Origin of the sequence: Hydrogenophaga sp. PAMC20947 (assembly GCF_004795855.1) — a bacterium.
Classification (GTDB): Bacteria; Pseudomonadota; Gammaproteobacteria; order Burkholderiales; family Burkholderiaceae_C; genus Hydrogenophaga.
The window spans coordinates 1,320,915-1,340,246 of the sequence record NZ_CP039252.1 but is presented as its reverse complement, the minus strand read 5'-3'; the positions used below and the strand labels follow the sequence as shown (position 1 = coordinate 1,340,246).

The window sequence follows — 19,332 nt, the reverse complement described above, 5'->3', positions numbered from 1 at the left end:
GTGTTGCAGTGCGCAATAACCTTGATTTGAAAGTAGTGCCTTGATGAAACGCATGTTTGGCGTGGTTTTCAGCGCCGCCTTGCTCGGTGCATGTGCGGTGACGCCGCCGGTCGATCCGGCCAGCCCCGCCTTGTCTCGAGGGCTTGGGCAGTGGTTCATTCCGGCGACTGCCCACCAGGGCAATACGGCCAGCCTCACCCAATGGTGGGGGCAGTTCAACGATCCTGTGCTGGTGAAATGGATCGCTCAAGCCCAAGCGCAAAGCCCGACGCTGGCAACCGCCAGGGCACAGGTGTTTGCCGCGCGCGCCGCGTTACAGACCACCGAAGTGTTGGCAGGGCCTCAGGTGGCGGCCGTGGCCTCTGTTTCCCGCGGGCAGAGTTCCTACACCGCGGAAACCTTGGGCACCAGCCTGGGATTGGGCCTGCAAGCCTCTTGGGCCATTGATCTGTGGGGCGGTAACCGGGCAGGGGTGGCCCAGGCTGGGGCACAGCAAACCGCGGCCCTGGCGGGCTGGCACGACGCACGCGTCCTGGTGGCTTCTGAAATAGCACAGGCTTACTTTGCACAGCGTTTGTGCCAGGTTCAGCTGCGTGTGGTTGAGCGCGACCGCGATTCGCGAGCCGTCACCGCCCAGGCGGCGGGGCACACCGAGCGCGCGGGCCTGACCGCGCCCGCCGTGGCTGCCTTGGCCCAGGCCAGTGCGGCAGACAGCGTGGCCCGTGCGCGCCAACAAAGCGATCTGTGCGAACGTCAAATCAAGGCGCTGGTTGCGTTGACCGGTTTGCCCGAACCCGATGTGCGTGCTGCGCTGGCCACAGCGCCGGACAGCTACACCTCAACGGCCGTGGAGAACGCACTGGCTGTCAAGGCTGTGCCGATGGATACCCTGCGTCAACGGCCCGATGTGGCACGCGCCCAAGCCGGTTGGGTGGCGTCGGCCCAAGGGGTGGGCGTTGCCCGCGCCGACATGTTGCCCAGTCTGTCGTTTTCGGGCAGCTGGCTGCGCAACCGTTTTTCGTCAAGCGCCACAGACACATCCTTCAACACCTGGTCCATAGGGCCCCTCAGCATGACGGTGCCCGTGGTCGGACGAGGGGCGCTGCAGGCCCGTACCGATGCCGCAGAGGCGCAGTACAAAGCCAGCGGACAGGCCTATGCTGCCACCCTGCGCCAGGCGGTTGCCGAAGTCGAACAGGCCCTGGTTAGCCTGGACGGGCTGCGCTTGCGCGAGCAGTCCACGGCCACGGCCCTGGCCGGGTACACCCAGTCGTTCAAAGCCACCGAGGCCCGGTACAAGGTGGGCTTTGCGAACCTCAACGAGCTGGAAGAGGCGCGCCGCCTGCAGCTCAACGCCGAGAGCGGCACCGTTGCCCTGCAACAAGAACGCATCAACACCTGGATCAGCCTCTATGTCGCCCTGGGCGGCGGTTTTGATCCTGAAACCAACCTTTCTGCTACCAAAGAACCGTCATGAACGCACACACCATCAAAGTGAAAGGTCCTGGCTTGGGCAAAGGCTGGACATGGTTCGCCCTCAGCCTGACAGGCATGGCGCTGATCGCATGCCAGCCCAAAGCGCCAGACAGCGGGGCGAATGATCCCAAGACTGAAGCGGGCGCCGATGGCGATGCCGGATTGGCCAAGCCATCCATGACGATCACGGTCGAGAAACCCAGCACAGACAACATCGGGCTGCTGCTGGATGCCAACGGCAACGTCAGCGCCTGGCAAGAAGCCAGCGTGGGAGCTGAGGTGAGCGGATTGCGCCTGGCCACTGTCACCGCCAATGTCGGCGACAGGGTGAAGAAGGGACAGATTCTGGCCACCTTTGTCACGGCCACGGCCGAGGCTGAGAGCTTGCAAGGAAAGGCGGCTGAGATGCAAGCCGAGGCCAACCACGAAAACGCCAAGGCCGATGCCGACCGAGCGCGCTCGATCGAAGACACTGGCGCGCTCTCCCAATCGCAGATCGCTCAATACTTGACCGCAGAAAAGGTCAGTAAAGCCCAATGGGAGGCCGCCAAGGCCGCCTTCAGCGCCACCCAGATTCGCCTGGGCAATACTTCGGTGAAAGCACCAGATGACGGCGTGATCTCCGCGCGCAGCGCGACGGTCGGTGGTGTCGTGGGTGCTGGACAGGAGTTGTTTCGCATGGTGCGCCAGGGGCGCATGGAATGGCGCGGCGAAGTGACCCCCGGTGAATTGGGGCGCGTCAAGCTGGGCCAGGAGGTCAAAGTGACGTTGGCCACCGGCACCGAACTGCCCGGCAAGGTGCGCGCCATTTCACCCACGGCCGACCTGCAAACGCGCAACATCATTGTGTATGTCGACTTGCCCCGCCACGAAGAACTGACCGCTGGCACGTTTGCCAAAGGGCGTTTCGTCCTGGGTGAAAGCTCGGCGCTTACCGTTCCGGCAGCGGCCATCGTGGTGCGCGACGGTCACAGCTATGTCTTCGTGATCGGCGCCGACAACAAGGCTGCCCAGCGCAAAGTGCAAACGGGCCGCCGTGTAGGCGAACGCGTCGAGCTGCTGGATGGGCTGAAGCCCGACGAATCCGTGGCCGTCAAAGGCGCGGGTTTCCTCAACGAAGGCGACTTCGTGAAAGTCGTCAAGTGATGTACTCCATGCCACCAATGATCCGCCGCGAGCAAGGTGACTGCCAACCAAGAACAGCGTGGAACTGGCTTTGCCAGGCCGCTGGTGTTGCCCCCTTGAGGGCGAGGCGCCAACGGTGCATCGGGGGGGAGGTAGCCCAATGAACGTCTCTTCCTGGTCCATTAAAAACCCCATTCCTGCGGTCATGCTGTTCGTCATGCTGACGCTGGCGGGGCTGTATTCGTTCAACTCGATGAAGGTGCAAAACTTCCCCGACCTGGACGTGCCCAACATCACCGTGATCGCCAGCCTGCCGGGCGCTGCGCCCAACCAGCTGGAAAACGACGTGGCCCGTCCGATAGAAAACGGCATGGCCTCGCTGCAAGGGCTCAAACACATCTACACCAAGGTGCAAGACGGCGTGGTCACCATCACCGCCGAATTCCGCATTGAGAAAAACACCCAGGAAGCGCTGGACGATGTGCGCTCGGCCGTGGCCAAAGTGCGCGGTGACCTGCCCTCGGATATCCAGGAGCCCATCATCAACAAGGTGGAGCTGGCTGGCGGTGCTGTTCTGGCCTACACGGTGAGCTCCGACAAGATGGACGACGAGGCGATCTCGTGGTTTGTTGAAAACGACATCAGCAAGCTGCTGCTCTCGGTGCGTGGCGTGGGCGCGGTCAACCGCGTGGGCGGTGTGAACCGCGAAGTCCAGATTCTTCTGGATCCCCTGAAACTGCAATCGCTGGGCGCCACCGCGGCAGACATTTCGCGCCAGCTGGCGCGTGTGCAGATCGAAAGCGCGGGCGGGCGAGCGGACATTGGTGGCAGCCAGCAGCCTTTGCGAACCTTGTCTGCCCTGAAGTCGGCCGAAGAGCTGGCGCAGCTGGAACTGTCGTTGTCCGATGGCCGCCGCGTGCGGCTGGACCAGATTGCCGAGGTCAAAGACACCGTGGCCGAGCCCACCGCAGCAGCCTTCCTGAATGGCAAGCCTGTGGTGGGCTTTGAGGTGGCGCGCAGTCGCGGTGCCAGCGAGGTCGAGGTGGGACACGGCGTGCGCGAGAAGCTCAAAGCGTTGCAGGTCGAACGCCCCGATTTGCAAATCACAGAATCTTTCGATTTTGTGACGCCGGTGGAAGAAGAGTTCGCCGGCTCCATGGCGCTGCTGTACGAAGGCGCGCTCTTGGCTGTGTTGGTGGTGTGGCTGTTTCTGCGCGATTTCCGCGCCACCATTGTCTCGGCGGTGGCCCTGCCTTTGTCAGCAATCCCCGCCTTCATCGGCATGTATTACCTGGGCTTCTCCATCAACGTTGTGACGTTGCTGGCCATGTCGCTGGTGATCGGTATTCTGGTGGACGATGCCATTGTGGAGGTGGAGAATATCGTGCGCCACATGCGCATGGGCAAGTCGCCGTATCAGGCCTCCATGGAAGCGGCCGACGAAATCGGTATGGCCGTGATCGCCACCACCTTCACCTTGATTGCGGTGTTTCTGCCCACGGCATTCATGTCGGGCATTCCAGGCAAGTTCTTCAAGCAGTTTGGCTGGACCGCCTCTCTGGCGGTGTTCGCCTCGTTGATCGTGGCGCGGGCGTTGACCCCCATGATGGCGGCCTACATCATGCGGCCTTTTGTCATGGCCAAGGACCGCCCGAACTGGGCGCGCCGAAATGCGTTCACAGAAAAGCTGTGGTCGTGGAGCAGCAGCCAGCATGAGCCGGGATGGTTGAACACCTACGGCAAATGGGCGGCCTGGTGCATTCGCCACCGCTGGATCACCATGGGGGGAGCGGCCGCCTTCTTTGTCGGGTCGATCATGTTGATTCCCTTGCTTCCACAAGGTTTCATCCCCCCTGACGACAACTCCCAGACGCAGGTTTACATCGAGTTGCCGCCGGGAACCACGTTGAAGCAGACGATAACAACGGCTGAGCAGGCGCGCCTGTTGGTGTCGGCGGTCGACAACGTCAAGTCGGTCTACACCACGATTGGCTCAGGCTCGGCGGGCAGCGATCCGTTTGCACCCCAAGGTGCCTCCGAATCGCGCAAGGCAGCTTTGACCATTCAGCTGACCAAACGCGGTGAACGTCCACGCAAGCAGGTGATCGAAAACAAGTTGCGCGAAGCGATGTCCAACTTGCCGGGCGTGCGCAGCAAGGTGGGGTTGGGTGGTTCGGGTGAAAAGTACATTCTGACCCTCACCGGCAACGATTCCAACGCGCTGTCGGTGGCGGCCAGCGCCATCGAGCGCGACCTTCGCACCATCAATGGCGTGGGCAGCATCCAGTCGAGTGCCGCTCTGGTGCGCACCGAGATCAGCGTCACGCCAGATCTCGCCAAGGCGGCCGACATGGGCGTGACCAGTGCGGCCATCGCCGATACGCTGCGCATCGCCACCGTGGGTGACTACGACAGCGCTTTGCCCAAGATGAACCTGCCGCAGCGCCAGATCCCCATCGTGGTCAAGCTGTCGCCGCAAGCGCTGACCGATCTGGATGTGCTGTCCCGCCTGGCGGTACCAGGGGCCAAGGGGCCGGTGATGCTGGGTCAGGTCGCCTCGCTGTCTTTTGGTGGCGGTCCTGCGGTGATCGACCGCTACGACCGCTCGCGCAACATCAACTTCGAGGTGGAGTTGGCCGGTATCGCCTTGGGCGACATGAAAACTGCGGTGGAAAAACTCCCCAGCATGAAGAGCTTGCCCGCGGGAGTCAGGGTTCTGGAAATCGGCGACGCAGAAGTGCAGGGCGAGCTGTTCGCCAGTTTTGGCCTGGCCATGCTGACCGGCGTGCTGTGCATCTACATCGTCTTGGTGTTGCTGTTCAAAACCTTTTTGCACCCGTTCACGATTTTGGCGGCGCTGCCGCTGTCGCTGGGCGGTGCGTTCGTGGCCCTGTTGGTTGCGGACAAAAGCTTCTCCATGCCTTCATTGATCGGTTTGATCATGTTGATGGGCGTGGCCACGAAGAACTCGATCTTGTTGGTGGAGTACGCCATTGAGGCCCGGCGCGAGCATGGCATGGACCGCACCCACGCCATACTGGACGCTTGCCACAAGCGTGCACGCCCCATCGTGATGACCACCATCGCCATGGGCGCCGGTATGTTGCCCATTGCAATTGGCTGGGGAGAGGCCGACAGCAGCTTCCGCTCGCCTATGGCTGTGGCCGTGATCGGTGGCTTGATCACCTCTACCTTGTTAAGCCTGTTGGTGATTCCAGCGGTGTTCACCATCGTGGACGACGTGTCGCTCTTCTTTGGCCGTTTGTTTGGGATGGCACCTGCGAAATCCAAACACGCCGATGAGCCCTCCTTGCCTCAGCTGAGCACGCAGCAAGGCGGTTGACACAACGCAGCACCCATTGACCGGACGCCCATGATGCCTGGGCGTTCCCGGTGAATGGTGCGACGCGTCAACCTTTGAGCGTTTTCAGCAGCTCGGTCCCGAATTCAAGTTGCCGCTTGTTGACTTGCAGCTGCGGGCCGCTGATGAGGAGGGTGTCTTCCACGCGCTCGCCCAAGGTGGTGATTTTGGCCAATTCAACGCTCAATTCGTATTGCGCCAATACGCGCGAGACGCAATAGAGCAAGCCGTTCCGGTCGCTGGCCGAGATTGAAAGCAGCCAGCGCTGACCCTTATCGTCGGGCTGCAGATCAACGCGCGGCGTCACCGGGAAGCTTTTGACCCGGCGCGATACACGGCCCATGGTGGGTGGCGGCAGGGGGCCGCGGGCATCAATGGTCTGGGCGAGGCGGTTTTCCACCATGCCGGTGAGTTCCCGATAATGGTCCGCGAGGTTGGGCGCCACGATCTGGAAGGTGTCGAGCGCGTGGCCGTCGCGCGTGGTGTGCACCCGCGCGTCCAGAATGCTGAAGTCCGATTCGTCGAAGTAGCCACAAATGCGGGCAAACAGATCGGTCTGATCGGGGGCATAAACCACCACCTGCAAACCCTCGCCGGCGGGAGACATGCGCGCTTTGACGATGCAGCGGTCCAGCTCCACGCGGGTCGCCTCGCCGGCCTCGCTTGCGGAAGGCTCAGCAGCAGTCTTGGCCCTTGCCAGGCCTTTTTGCGCGAGCTCACGGCTCAGAGCCCGGGTGTGCCAGGCGATTTCATCGGCCTGGTGGCGCATGAAATAGCTCACATCCAGGCGGTCCCACAGTGCCTTGTGGGCTTCGTGGGGCATGGCATGCAGGGCCATGATGGCCATGGCCTCGCGCTTGCGCGATTCGATCAAAGCCAGCGGATCGGGGGCACGGCCGCCCAGCGCACGCAAGGTGTAGCGATACAGGTCCTCGAGCAGCTTGCCTTTCCAGGCGTTCCACACCTTGGGGCTGGTGCCCCGGATGTCTGCCACGGTCAACAGGTAAAGCGCAGTGAGGTAGCGCTCATTGCCCACGCGCTTGGCAAACGCATTGATCACATCGGGATCGCTGAGGTCTTCCTTTTGGGCCATGCGGCTCATGGTCAGGTGTTCCGACACCAGGAATTCGATCAACCGCGTGTCTTCCTTGGCTATGCCGTGCTGGCGGCAAAATACCCGGACATCGTGCGCGCCCAGCTCCGAATGATCCCCACCACGACCTTTGGCGATGTCGTGAAAAAGGGCGGCGATGTAAAGAATCCAGGGCTTGTCCCAGCCTGCAGCGAGTTGGGAGCAAAACGGATATTCGTGGGAGTAATCGGCAATGAAGAAGCGGCGCATATTGCGCACCACCATCAGGATGTGTTGATCCACGGTGTAAACGTGGAACAGGTCGTGCTGCATCTGCCCCACGATATTGCGGAACACCCAAAGGTACCGCCCGAGCACCGAAGTCTGGTTCATCAGCCGCAGGGCATGGGTGATGCCCTCGGGTTCCTGCAGTATGCGCAGGAACATCGTCCGGTTGGCTGGGTCGGCCCGGAAGGCCGCATTCATCACCGGCCGGGCATTGAACAAGGCCCGCAGGGTGCGGGCCGAGAGGCCCTTGATCCCCAGCGTGGTCTGGTAGATCAGAAAGGTCTCCAGAATGGCGTGGGGCTGTTGTATGTACAGGTCGTCATGGGCGACCTCCAGCATGCCGGCTTTGTCGAAGAAGCGCTCATTGAGCGGGCGCCGGCGGTCTACGCCGATGTCATCGTTGGCCAGCCACTCTTCGATGTTGAGCAGCAGAATCTGGTTGAGCTGGGTCACCGCCTTGGCCGCCCAGTAATAGCGCTTCATCAGCACCTCACTGGCCCGCCGCACGCCTTTGGCGGTGGACGGCGTGGGGGCGTGATTGGGGCCATCGCCCGTGGGCACCACCATGGGGGGCGTGTGGGCCTTGAATCCAAATGACTCGGCCACGGCTGTTTGCAAGTCGAATACCAAACGGTCTTCACGCCGTCCGGCGAGCAAATGCAAGCGAGCACGGATCTGGCTCAACAAGGCCTCGTTGGCCTTGATCTGCCGCGCCTCCAGGGGCGTGGCCAAGCCCTTGCGGGCAAGATCATCCCAGCTGTTGCCCAAGCCGGCGGCCTTGGCGACCCACAAGATGATCTGCAGGTCGCGCAGCCCCCCCGGCGACTCCTTGCAGTTGGGTTCCAGGGAATAGGGCGTGTTCTCAAACTTGATGTGCCGCTGCCGCATTTCAAGCATCTTGGCCACAAAAAATGCCTTGGGGTCCATCGCCTCAGCCAGTGCGTGCTCCAGCTGGTTGAACAAAGGTTTGTTGCCGCGAATCAGGCGCGCTTCAAGTAGCGAAGTCTGCACAGTCACATCTTTGGACGCCTCGGCGAGACACTCGGCCGTGGTGCGCACGCTGGAGCCGATCTCCAGGCCGACGTCCCAACACCAGCCAATGAACGTCTCCAGGCGGGCCTTGAGCGGCTCGTCCTGTTCGGGTTTCATGCCATCGGGCATCAACACCAGCACGTCCACGTCCGAGAAGGGAAACAGTTCACCCCGGCCGTAGCCGCCCACCGCCAGCAATGCGTAAGTAGCCTTGAAGCCAGCGCGCTGCCACAACTCCCGCAAAGCCTGATCGGTCAGGCGTGCCAGTTGCGCAAGCGCTGTGCGCACGCCTCGGGTTGAGGTCGCCTCAACGCTGAGGCGGTCCATCAGACGCTTTTTCTCCGCACGGTAATGCTGGCGCAGCGCGCCAACCCCTTCGGCGATGGCGGGCAGTTCGGCGCGGCTCAAGGCGTCAAACCCCGGCCTGGGTGGTCTGGGCCGACACGAACGCGGGCGTCGACGGACTGCCTGCCGACAAGGTCAGCACTTCGTAACCTGTGGGTGTGACCAGCACGGTGTGCTCCCACTGTGCAGAGAGAGACCGGTCTTTGGTGACGATGGTCCAGCCGTCGCCCATTTCTTTGATGTCGCGCTTGCCGGCGTTGATCATGGGCTCGATGGTGAAGGTCATGCCCTCTTTGAGCACCTCCAGGGTGCCGGGGCGGCCGTAATGCAGGACTTGCGGTTCTTCATGGAAACGCTGGCCGATGCCGTGGCCGCAAAACTCGCGCACCACCGTGAACCCGTTTCCTTCTGCGTAGGTCTGGATGGCGTGGCCGATATCGCCCAGGCGCACACCAGGCTTGACCATGGCGATCCCTTTCCACATGCACTCAAAAGTGACTTGCGAGAGGCGCCGGGCCTGCACGCTGCAAGCGGCTTCGCCGCCGATCAGGTACATGCGGCTGTTGTCGCCGAACCAGCCGTCTTTGGTGATCACGGTCACGTCGACGTTGAGGATGTCGCCCTTTTTGAGCGGTTTCTCGTTGGGAATGCCGTGACAGATCACCTGATTCACAGAAGTGCAGAGATGGCCGGGGTAGGGCGGGTAGCCAGCGGGCTGGTAGCCAATGGTGGCCGAACGCGTCCCCTGCTGCTTCATGTACTCGGCAGACAGGCGGTCGATCTCCAGCGTGGTCACGCCAGGCTGGATGTGGGGTGTGAGGTAGTCCAGGACTTCGGATGCGAGGCGGCAAGCCTCGCGCATGCCTGCGATACCGGCTTCGTCTTTGTAGGTGATGCTCATAGACCCCGATTATCTCGCGAGTGGCCCCGGCCGGTTGCGCAGCAGAGCAATGGCCTCTGGATACGCGGTTGCCGGGCAGCAGAAGACCGCCATCTGTAGCCGTTTCGGATACCCGCCCGGAGCCATGGGCCAGGGACATGGTGGACGTCAATCTGAATGTGGAAAGTAGCGCATTGCCCGAAAACCACAGCCCGCGAGGCGCAGGCCCAGTTCGGGCACACGGGCGCAACGCAAAGCCCCCCGGACAAAGTTTGATTGCCGGTATGGCCCTCTCAACCGAGGGAAGCCCTGCTTGCACAGGACGAATGGGGGGATCTTGGGGCAAGCTTCACGGAAAGCGTATTTTTCTGTAAGAAGACTCGAAACGCCCCTCAGATCTCGCAATCGGGCGGGGACCCCCTCCTATACTGGTTCAGCTTTACTCCCTTCTACAGAAAGAAAGACCGCTGAAATGATCAAGATACGTGCAGTTTGCGTGGCTATGGCGTTGTTGTCTGGCTCGGCAATGGCCCAAAGTTCGGGTGCGCTGCCAGGCAACCTGGGTGTGTATGGCGTGGTGGGCACGGGGGGCCTGGGCTTGGGCTTGAATGTGCCCTTGTCAAGTGTTGTGGGTGTGCGGGGAGAGCTCGCGCAGGGGACGGTGTCTGACACCTACACCAACGAAGACATCACCTACAAAGGGGATCTGAAGCTCCGCGGCAGCGGCTTGTTTGCCGATATTCGCCCCTTTCAAGGCACATTCCGTGTGGTCCTGGGTGCCACGGTCGGCGGCTCAAGTGCAACGTTGGAAGCCGAGCAGCAAAGTGGCACGTTCACCATCGATGGGCAATCCTTTTCAGCCGACGGCAGCCAGCTGCGTGCGGCGATCAAATACCCATCAACCATGCCTTATGTGGGCATCGGGTGGGGCCATGGCCAACTCGGCAAGCCCGGCTGGACCTTCGCCTTCGACGTCGGTGTGGCCATTGGCGAACCCAAGATCAGCCTGACCGGCAACGAAGGTTTGCTGAGCCAGCCCGGTGCCGCGGCACGCATTGCAGCCGAAGAGCGCAAGGCCCAAGACGATGTTTCCAGCGCCAAGGTGCTGCCTGTTCTCAAGTTCAGCGTTGGCTACAGCTTCTGAAACAGGTCCCATTGGCCAGATGCATTTGCTTGGAATCTGGCCAATGAGGGTTCTTGTGGGCTAATTGGCCAGCGCCTGCACGGGTAAAATCGGGGGTTTCCACCCATCCTCCGGGCACTGCCTGCGCCCGGTCGTTCTAGGCCACCCACCGTGACCCTGCATCTGCGTTTCTTCGAGGGCGGCAATGCCCTCAGCGACTTCAAAGTCCAGCAATTCATGCCGCGCCTGGCCGCGATCTCTGACAAGATCAACGGCCTGTCTGCCCGCTTTGTCCATCTGGCTGCCTTTGACGCCGAGCCCGATGCGCGCACCCTGGAGCGTTTGGCCCAGCTGATGGCCTACGGCGAGCCCTGCACCGAAGTCCACCTGAGTGCCGAAAAATCAGGGGCCGCAGGCGTGCTGGTGATGCCCCGCCTGGGCACCGTCTCACCCTGGGCCTCCAAAGCGACCGACATCGCCCACAACTGCGGCCTGGCCTTGCACCGGGTGGAACGGCTGGTGGAATACCGGGTCACACTGAAAACCGGCCTTTTGAGCAAACCCACTCTGAACGCAGAGCAACTGCGCGCCGTGGCCGATCTGCTGCACGACCGCATGACCGAGGCGGTGACGACCGAGCGCAGCCAGGCCGAAGCGCTGTTCACCGAGCTGCATGCGGCACCCATGGAGCATGTGGATGTGCTGGGCGGCGGCAAAGCTGCGCTGGAAGCGGCCAACAAGGCCTGGGGTCTTGCTTTGGCTGAAGACGAAATCGAGTATCTGGTGAACGCTTTCACCGAGCTCAAGCGCAACCCCACCGACGTGGAGTTGATGATGTTCGCGCAGGCCAACAGCGAACACTGCCGCCACAAGATCTTCAACGCCCAGTTCACCATTGACGGGGCGTTGCAGGAAAAGAGCCTGTTTGGCATGATCCGCCACACGCACCAGACGGCGCCACAACACACCATCGTGGCGTATTCCGACAACGCCTCCATCATGGAAGGCAGTGAGATCGAACGCTTCGTTGCGCGAGGGGGCATGGGCTCTACGTCAGCCTCGCCGGCCTACACATCCGAGACAGCCACCCATCACATCCTGATGAAGGTGGAAACCCACAACCACCCCACCGCGATTTCTCCATTTCCTGGCGCAGCCACAGGCGCAGGTGGTGAAATCCGCGACGAAGGCGCCACCGGACGCGGCTCCAAGCCGAAGGCTGGCCTGACCGGGTTCACTGTGTCCAAACTCTGGGGCGGCATGAGTGATCAGCCCGATGGCAAACCCGAGCACATCGCCAGCCCGCTGCAAATCATGACCGAGGGCCCGCTGGGTGGCGCGGCATTCAACAACGAATTCGGCCGACCCAACCTGCTGGGCTATTTCCGCGAATACGAACAGGCCGTGACCGGCGTGATGCGCGGTTATCACAAACCCATCATGATCGCGGGCGGCCTGGGCGTGATCGATGCCGGACAAACCAAGAAAATCGATTTTCCGGCTGGATCCCTGCTGATCCAGCTGGGTGGCCCGGGCATGAAAATCGGCATGGGCGGCAGCGCTGCCAGCTCCATGGCCAGCGGCACCAACGCCGCTTCGCTCGACTTTGATTCCGTGCAGCGCGGCAACCCTGAAATCGAACGCCGCGCGCAAGAGGTCATCAACCATTGCTGGGCGCAAGGTGAGAACAACCCCGTTCTGTTCATCCACGACGTGGGTGCAGGTGGCCTGTCCAACGCCTTCCCCGAGCTGACCAACGATGCCGGGCGCGGTGCACGCTTTGACCTCAACGCCGTGCAGCTCGAAGAGAGCGGGCTCGCGCCCAAAGAAATCTGGTGCAACGAAAGCCAGGAACGTTATGTACTGGCCATCGCGCCCGAATCGCTGGAGCAATTCAAGGCTTTTTGCGAGCGCGAGCGATGTCCGTTTGCGGTGGTCGGCGTGGCCACCGAGGAGCGCCATCTGACGGTGTTTGACGAGGGCAAAGAGTCTCCGGTGGATATGCCGATGGACGTGCTCCTGGGCAAACCACCCAAAATGCACCGCGATGTGAAGACCGTGGTGCGCCGGGCGGTGCCCATGGAGCTCACCGGCGTGGATTTGCAAAAGGCCGTGATCGATGTCCTGAGCCACCCCACCGTTGCGTCCAAGCGCTTCCTGATCACCATCGGCGACCGCACCGTGGGGGGCCTGAGCCACCGCGACCAGATGGTGGGCCCTTGGCAGGTGCCCGTGGCCGACTGCGCTGTGACGCTGGCCGATTTTTCCGGGTTCGCTGGCGAAGCCATGAGCATGGGCGAGCGCACGCCGCTGGCCGCGCTGGACGCGCCGGCCTCGGGCCGCATGGCGGTGGCCGAGGCCATCACCAACCTGCTCGCCGCTCCGTTTGAACTCTCCCGTGTGAAGCTCAGCGCCAACTGGATGGCGGCTTGCGGTGAGCCGGGCGAAGATGCTGCGCTGTACGAAACGGTCAAGGCCGTGGGCATGGAGCTGTGTCCGGCGCTGGGCATTTCCATTCCCGTGGGCAAAGACAGCTTGTCGATGCGCACGCAGTGGGCGGGGGTGACAGAGCAAAAGAAAGTGACTTCACCGGTCAGCCTGATCGTGACCGCATTTGCCACTTTGGCCGATGTGCGTAACACGCTCACCCCTCAACTCAATACCGAGATCGACGACACCACCCTGATCCTGATCGATCTGGGCAAAGGCCAGCACCGCATGGCCGGCAGCATTCTCGGCCAGACGCTGAACCAGCCCGGCTGCCCGGTGAAAGATGGCGTGCCCGATCTGGACGATCCGCAAGACATCATCAACCTTGTCAACGCCATCAACGCGCTGCGTGCCCAGGGTCAAATCCTGGCCTACCACGACCGCAGCGACGGCGGCCTGCTGGCCACCGCAGCCGAAATGGCATTTGCCGGCCACATTGGCGTGTCGCTCAACATCGACATGCTGCTCATCGAAGGTGACGGCATCTCGGACAGCCGCATGGATTCGGGCGACGCGAAAAACTGGGCCACCCAGGTCAGCGCGCGCCGCGAAGAGCTCACGCTCAAGGCGTTGTTCAGCGAAGAGCTCGGCGCGGTGATCCAGGTCAAAACCACGGAGCGCGATGCCGTGATGCAAACCCTGCGCAAGCACAGCTTGTCCAAGCACAGCCATTTCATAGGCAAAACGCGCCCGCTCAGTTCCCCCATTGAGGTGGGCAAGGGCAAGCTGCAGGTCTGGCGCGACACCAAGTCCGTGTTCAGTGCCGACCTGTTTGACCTGCACCAGGTGTGGGACAGCGTGAGCTGGAAGATCAACCAGCAGCGCGACAACCCGGCCTGCGCCGACGCCGAACACGCCGCCGCAGGCTTGGCAGAAGACCCGGGCATGCATGTATCGCTGAGCTTCGACCCGGCCGACAACGTGGCCGCGCCGTTCTTGAACCTGTCGCGCCCGAAGGTGGCGATCCTGCGGGAGCAGGGCGTGAACTCTCATGTGGAAATGGCCTACGCCTTCACGCAAGCCGGTTTCGAAGCCTTTGATGTGCACATGACGGATCTGCAAATGGGCCGGGCCCACCTGCGCAATTTCCAGGGCGTGGTCGCTTGTGGCGGCTTCAGCTACGGCGATACCCTGGGTGCCGGCATTGGCTGGGCACGCAGCATCACCTTCAACGATGTGCTGGCCGACCAGTTCCGGGAATTCTTCGCCCGTCAAAATACCTTTGGCCTGGGCGTGTGCAACGGCTGCCAGATGTTCGCCGAGTTGGCCGACATCATTCCCGGTGCCGAAGCCTGGCCCCGGTTCACCACCAACCAGAGCGAGCGTTTTGAAGCGCGCCTGTCCATGGTCGAGGTGCTGGAATCGCCCAGCCTGTTCCTGCAAGGCATGGCCGGCAGCCGCTTGCCCATTGCGGTAGCGCACGGCGAAGGCTACGCCAACTTCAAGCACCGCGGTGATGCGTCAAAAGCGCTGGCCGCCATGCGCTATGTCGACAACGCGGGCGCCGCCACCGAGCAATACCCGTTCAACCCCAACGGCAGCCCGGGCGGCCTGACCGCCGTGACCACGGCCGACGGCCGCTTCACCGCCATGATGCCGCACCCCGAGCGCGTGTTCCGCAACATCCAGATGAGCTGGACGAACGGCGATCCAGCCGCGCAGAGCCCGTGGATGCGCATCTGGCGCAATGCGCGACGGGCTTTGGGATGACACCCCCGCGCCGTGCTTTGCACGTCACCCCATCAAGGGGGGCAACACCAGCGGCATGGCAAGGCCAGTTCCGTGGTGTTCCTGGGTTAAGGCATTGCTGACTTCGTTCCGATGTCGAAAACCTACCCGTTGAACCCGGAAACCATCGAGGCCTATGCTGCCGATGGTGCGGTGGTCTTGCGTGGGGTGCTCAGCGCGGCAGACTTGCGGCAGTTGGAAGCCGGCGTCGAACGCAACCTGGCCCATCTGAGCCCCTTGGCCTTGGTGGCCAGCGAAAAGGATGATCCGGGCCGGTTTGTCGAAGATTTCTGCACCTGGCAAAACAACCCGGCGTACCGGGAGATTCTGGAAAACTCAGCGCTGCCGCACATCGCCGCCCAGTTGATGCAGAGTGAAACAGCGCGCCTGTACCACGACCATCTGCTGGTCAAGGCATCGGGTACCCGCCAGCCAACCCCTTGGCACCAGGATCAGCCTTACTACAACGTCAGCGGCCGCCAAAACGTGAGTTTCTGGACCCCTGTGGATCCGGTGCCACTGGCGAGCACGCTGCGCTTCGTGGCGGGTTCACACGCAGGCACCTGGTACATGCCGCGCACCTTTCGCGACAACCAGGCCAAATGGTTCCCCGACGGGGCATTGGCCGAGTTGCCGGCCATCGATGCCGAGCCGCAGCGCTTTCGCCAACTGGGCTGGGCACTGGAGCCCGGAGATTGTGTGGCCTTCCACATGCTCAGCCTGCACGCATCGAATGGCACGCCGCCCGGTACGCGCCGCCGTGTATTCTCAGCGCGCTACCTCGGCGATGATGCGCGCCATGCGCCGCGCCCCTGGCGCACGTCGCCACCGTTTCCCGGCCTCCGTGAGCGCTTGCCCGATGGCGCCCCGATGACCGATCCCCTTTTTCCACTGGTCTGGCCTGCGGCCTGACCACGCACCCGAAAGAACTTCACCCCATGGCCGCATCCAGCCTTCTCGCCCTCATCGACGACATCGCCACCTTGCTCGACGATGTGGCCGTCATGACCAAGGTTGCTGCCCGCCAAGGCATGAGCGCCGCCGATGACGTGGCCGCCATGACCCAGATGGCCGCCAAAAAGACCGCTGGGGTGCTGGGCGACGATCTGGCGCTCAACGCAGAGCAGGTCACCGGTGTGCGGGCCGATCGTGAGTTGCCCGTGGTCTGGGCGGTGTGCAAAGGATCGCTGCTCAACAAAGCCATTCTGGTGCCAGCCGCGCTGGTGATCAGCGCCGTGGCGTCGTGGGCCATCACCCCCTTGCTGATGCTGGGCGGCCTGTTCCTGTGTTTTGAAGGCGCTGAAAAACTCCTGCATGCCTTCTTTCACAGCAAAGCTGAGGACAACGCCCACCATGCCGATCTGGTCAAGGCCGTGAACGACGAGGAGGTCGATCTGGTGGCCTTCGAGAAAGGCAAGATCAAAGGCGCCATCCGCACCGACTTCATCTTGTCCGCCGAAATCATCGTCATCACCCTGGGCACCGTGGCCGCCGCATCGTTTGGGCGCCAGGTGTCTGTTTTGGTCGGGATTTCCATCATCATGACGCTGGGGGTTTATGGCTTGGTCGCAGGCATCGTCAAGCTCGACGACGCCGGTTTGTACCTGACCCGTCAGGTGGCCAGCTGGAAGCAGGCCTTTGGCCGGGGCATTCTGGTGTTTGCCCCCTGGCTGATGAAGGCCCTCTCGGTGGTCGGCACTGCCGCCATGTTCCTGGTCGGCGGCGGCATCCTGTTGCACGGCATCCCGGCGTTGGGCCACGCTGTGGAGCAGCTCACCGAAAATATGGGCTGGGTTGGCGGCCTGCTGAACAGCTTGGCCGGCGGTGTCGCCGGGCTGATCGCAGGGGGCGTGGCTGTTTGGGTGTTCAACACCGTACAACGCTTGCGCGGGCACGCGCCAGCCCATTGAGGCGCTACCCGCCCCTCAGCAGCCGCCGTCGCACACCGACAGCGCCCTGGCAACGTTGCTGCGCGTCTGCTCGATGAAGTAGTCGAGAAAAACCCGGGTGCGTTGCGGCATGAACTTGCGGCTGGGCAGGGCGGCGTACAGTGTGTAGCGGTTGGTGATCCACGGGCTCAACACCCGCACCAGCGCCCCCGTGAACAGGTGTGGCGCGGCCAGTTCCACGGTGGTCGCGGTGATGCCGGCGCCATCAATTGCCGCACGCATCAATGTGTCGGTGTGGTTTGCCCACAAAACAGGCTTGACGTCCACGTCGGCCACCTGTGATTCGTCGTCTGAGCGGAACAGGTGCCAGGGTCGGTTGCGCAAGCCCGATGGCGTCATGCGCAGGCAGTCGTGTTGCAGCAAGTCGGCAGGTGTGGCGGGCGAGCCGCGTTTGGCCAGATAGGTCGGTGAAGCCACCAGAATGGCTTCGGTTGAAATGACCTTGCGCGCCACGATGTTGCCGTCAAAGCTTGCGTCCGCGCCCATCAGGGTCACGTCAAAGTCCTCGATGGGCGGCTCCCGATGCGACGCCACCTCGATATCGAGCAAGATATTCGGGTACGCCTGCCGAAAGCCCGCCAGCGAAGGGGAAAGGATGTGGGTGGCCAGCACCGGAGGCGCCAGAATCCGCAACGTGCCGCTCAACTCCTGGGTCTGCGAACTCACCAGAGCGTGGGCTTCGTCCAGATCCTGCAGGATCATGCGCACCCGCTCTACATACTGCTCACCCGCTTCGGTGAGCGATTGGCGCCGGGTCGTGCGGTGCAGCAAGCGGGTACCCAGGTGTTCTTCCAGATCAGCCACCAGGCGTGTCACCACGGCAGGCGACATGTCCAGAGCGCGCGCGGCAGCAGCGAAGCCGCCTTCGTCGATCACGCGCAAGAACACGCGCATTGAGCTCAATCGGTCCATAGTTCAGATAATTGGGGTTTCGAAGCCTCGATTGTTTCACATTCCGCAATACAGAGTCTCTAAACCAAGGGTTTTTCCCGATGGATGATCGTTTTAAAGTTCATTCATCGCAGCAAACAACGCTTCCGAAACAAATCGAAAAGAAGCGAAATCGCAGTGAAAAGACAACCGGCCGTGTGGCCGGCACGATCCATCAGCCAGTCATTCAAACCTTTGTATTTCCGTCTCGAAAGGACACACACCATGAACTCCGCAAAATTCTCCGCCATCGTTCTCGCCGTCGCCGCTGTGGCTTCGGGCTCCGCATTTGCCGCTGACAGTGGCCTGACCCGTGCTCAGGTGAAAGCCGAACTCGCCGCTGCCCAGCGCACCGGCAACGTGATCGCCAACAGCGAGAGCGGTGCCCTGGCCAAAGACGTGTCTCCCAACCTGTACCCCGCTGCTTACACCACCGAAGGTCTGAGCCGCGCCCAGGTGAAAGCCGAACTCGCCGCTGCCCAGGAAGCTGGTGATGTGATCGCCAACGGCGAAACCGGCCAGACCGTGGCCGAATTGAACCCCGCCCAATTCCCCGCAACGCTGTCCACCAAAACCCGCGCAGACGTGAAGGCTGAGCTGGCCCTGGCCCAGCGCACAGGCGACATCGTGATCAACGGTGAAACCGGCGAGACCCTGGCCCAGGCCTACCCAGCGCGCTACGCCACCGACAATGCTGTGGCCCAGAACCCAGCCAACGCGCAAGTCTCTGCCCGTTAAGAAGCGACTTCGGTCAACCGATTTCGTGACGGGTCCCCCCTCCGAGGCACCCTCGGGCGCAATATCAAGCCGGCAGCGTGCATACGCAGCTGGCTTTTTTTCGCAAGAGAATTCCTGAGGGCAACCCTTTGCTCACGAGTATTGACTTGCATCAAGGTGCCAATGCCAGCGCTGCCTAGACTGCAGAACCACCGCATCGCGCGTGCTCCAGGGCACCTCTGATGCCCACGCCGCGAGCCAGAGGAGCCCCCCATGTCCGAGACAAAGAGCCCAGTCGACACCCCCATCAGCAATTTCAGCAACTGCCACGTCGGCATTCTCAAGCGCCTGCAAGCGCTGGACGAACTCCCCGCCTTGCTGGAGCCCGCAGCTCGCGCCCGCTCTATCGCCGAACAATCGCTGGAATTTTTTCGGGAAGCCATCTTCGAACACCACCTCGAAGAAGAGCGTGAGCTGTTTCCCGCCGTGATCGCCAGCGCGAAGCCCGGTGAAGAACTGGCCCGCGTCAAAGCCATGGCTCAACGCCTCACCAACGAGCACCGCGCCATCGAACTGCTCTGGAAGCAGCTGGAAAAAGACCTCAAGCAGGTGGCCAAAGGGCACAACACCCACCTGGACGTGAGCGAACTCCACCGCCTGGTCTCGGAATACCAGGGGCATGCCCGGTTCGAAGAAGCCGAATTCCTGCCACTGGCCGAAGAAATTCTGGGGCGCAACAGCAACCACATGGCGGCCTTGGGTATGTCGCTGCACATGCGCCACGTCAAACCCGTCAACGCTTACATCTGATCCCGG

12 protein-coding genes are annotated in these 19,332 nt (G+C 62.3%); 9 read left to right on the top strand and 3 right to left on the bottom strand.

The window, feature by feature from the left end; all coding sequences use genetic code 11:
* Positions 1-43 precede the first annotated feature (43 nt).
* The 3 genes from E5678_RS05975 to E5678_RS05965 all read left to right on the top strand — a co-directional run bounded on the left by E5678_RS05975 (position 44) and on the right by E5678_RS05965 (position 5,944).
* Positions 44-1,477: an efflux transporter outer membrane subunit gene (locus E5678_RS05975; protein WP_136177673.1), complete on the top strand. Its 1,434-nt coding sequence runs from the start codon at positions 44-46 to the stop codon at positions 1,475-1,477.
* Positions 1,474-2,622, top strand: coding sequence for an efflux RND transporter periplasmic adaptor subunit (locus tag E5678_RS05970; protein WP_136177672.1), 1,149 nt, complete (start codon positions 1,474-1,476; stop codon positions 2,620-2,622). Before E5678_RS05975 ends, E5678_RS05970 begins: the two co-directional genes overlap by 4 nt.
* A gap of 139 nt (positions 2,623-2,761) precedes the next feature.
* Entirely contained in the window at positions 2,762-5,944 is a 3,183-nt protein-coding gene (locus E5678_RS05965; protein ID WP_136177671.1) for an efflux RND transporter permease subunit, read from the top strand.
* 67 nt (positions 5,945-6,011) lie between these two features.
* Here the strand turns inward: E5678_RS05965 and E5678_RS05960 are convergent, their stop codons facing one another.
* Both E5678_RS05960 and map read right to left on the bottom strand, forming a co-directional pair.
* On the bottom strand, positions 6,012-8,681 hold the full coding sequence (locus tag E5678_RS05960) for a [protein-PII] uridylyltransferase (RefSeq protein WP_247597001.1): 2,670 nt from the start codon (positions 8,679-8,681) through the stop codon (positions 6,012-6,014).
* Between the two features lie 85 nt (positions 8,682-8,766).
* The gene (gene map / locus E5678_RS05955; protein ID WP_136177670.1) at positions 8,767-9,600 is read right to left on the bottom strand and encodes a type I methionyl aminopeptidase; all 834 of its coding nucleotides are present in this window, start codon (positions 9,598-9,600) and stop codon (positions 8,767-8,769) included.
* A gap of 451 nt (positions 9,601-10,051) precedes the next feature.
* Here map and E5678_RS05950 point away from each other — a divergent pair, with 451 nt between their 5' ends.
* From E5678_RS05950 to E5678_RS05935, 4 genes are all read left to right on the top strand, one after another.
* Entirely contained in the window at positions 10,052-10,723 is a 672-nt protein-coding gene (locus tag E5678_RS05950) for a hypothetical protein (RefSeq protein WP_136177669.1), read from the top strand.
* 150 nt (positions 10,724-10,873) lie between these two features.
* Positions 10,874-14,902 (top strand): phosphoribosylformylglycinamidine synthase, encoded by a 4,029-nt coding sequence (purL, locus tag E5678_RS05945; protein WP_136177668.1) that lies wholly within the window; start codon positions 10,874-10,876, stop codon positions 14,900-14,902.
* Between the two features lie 111 nt (positions 14,903-15,013).
* Complete coding sequence (locus E5678_RS05940) at positions 15,014-15,832, top strand: phytanoyl-CoA dioxygenase family protein (RefSeq protein WP_136177667.1); 819 nt, start codon at positions 15,014-15,016, stop codon at positions 15,830-15,832.
* 26 nt (positions 15,833-15,858) lie between these two features.
* Positions 15,859-16,830 (top strand): DUF808 domain-containing protein, encoded by a 972-nt coding sequence (locus E5678_RS05935; protein ID WP_136177666.1) that lies wholly within the window; start codon positions 15,859-15,861, stop codon positions 16,828-16,830.
* A 15-nt stretch (positions 16,831-16,845) separates the two neighbouring features.
* Here the strand turns inward: E5678_RS05935 and E5678_RS05930 are convergent, their stop codons facing one another.
* Complete coding sequence (locus tag E5678_RS05930; protein WP_348770373.1) at positions 16,846-17,763, bottom strand: LysR family transcriptional regulator; 918 nt, start codon at positions 17,761-17,763, stop codon at positions 16,846-16,848.
* 261 nt (positions 17,764-18,024) lie between these two features.
* Here E5678_RS05930 and E5678_RS05925 point away from each other — a divergent pair, with 261 nt between their 5' ends.
* Entirely contained in the window at positions 18,025-18,537 is a 513-nt protein-coding gene (locus E5678_RS05925) for a DUF4148 domain-containing protein (RefSeq protein WP_136177664.1), read from the top strand.
* Positions 18,538-18,789: 252 nt separating this feature from the next.
* Positions 18,790-19,326 (top strand): hemerythrin domain-containing protein, encoded by a 537-nt coding sequence (locus E5678_RS05920; RefSeq protein WP_136177663.1) that lies wholly within the window; start codon positions 18,790-18,792, stop codon positions 19,324-19,326.
* The last annotated feature ends 6 nt before the right edge of the window (positions 19,327-19,332 follow it).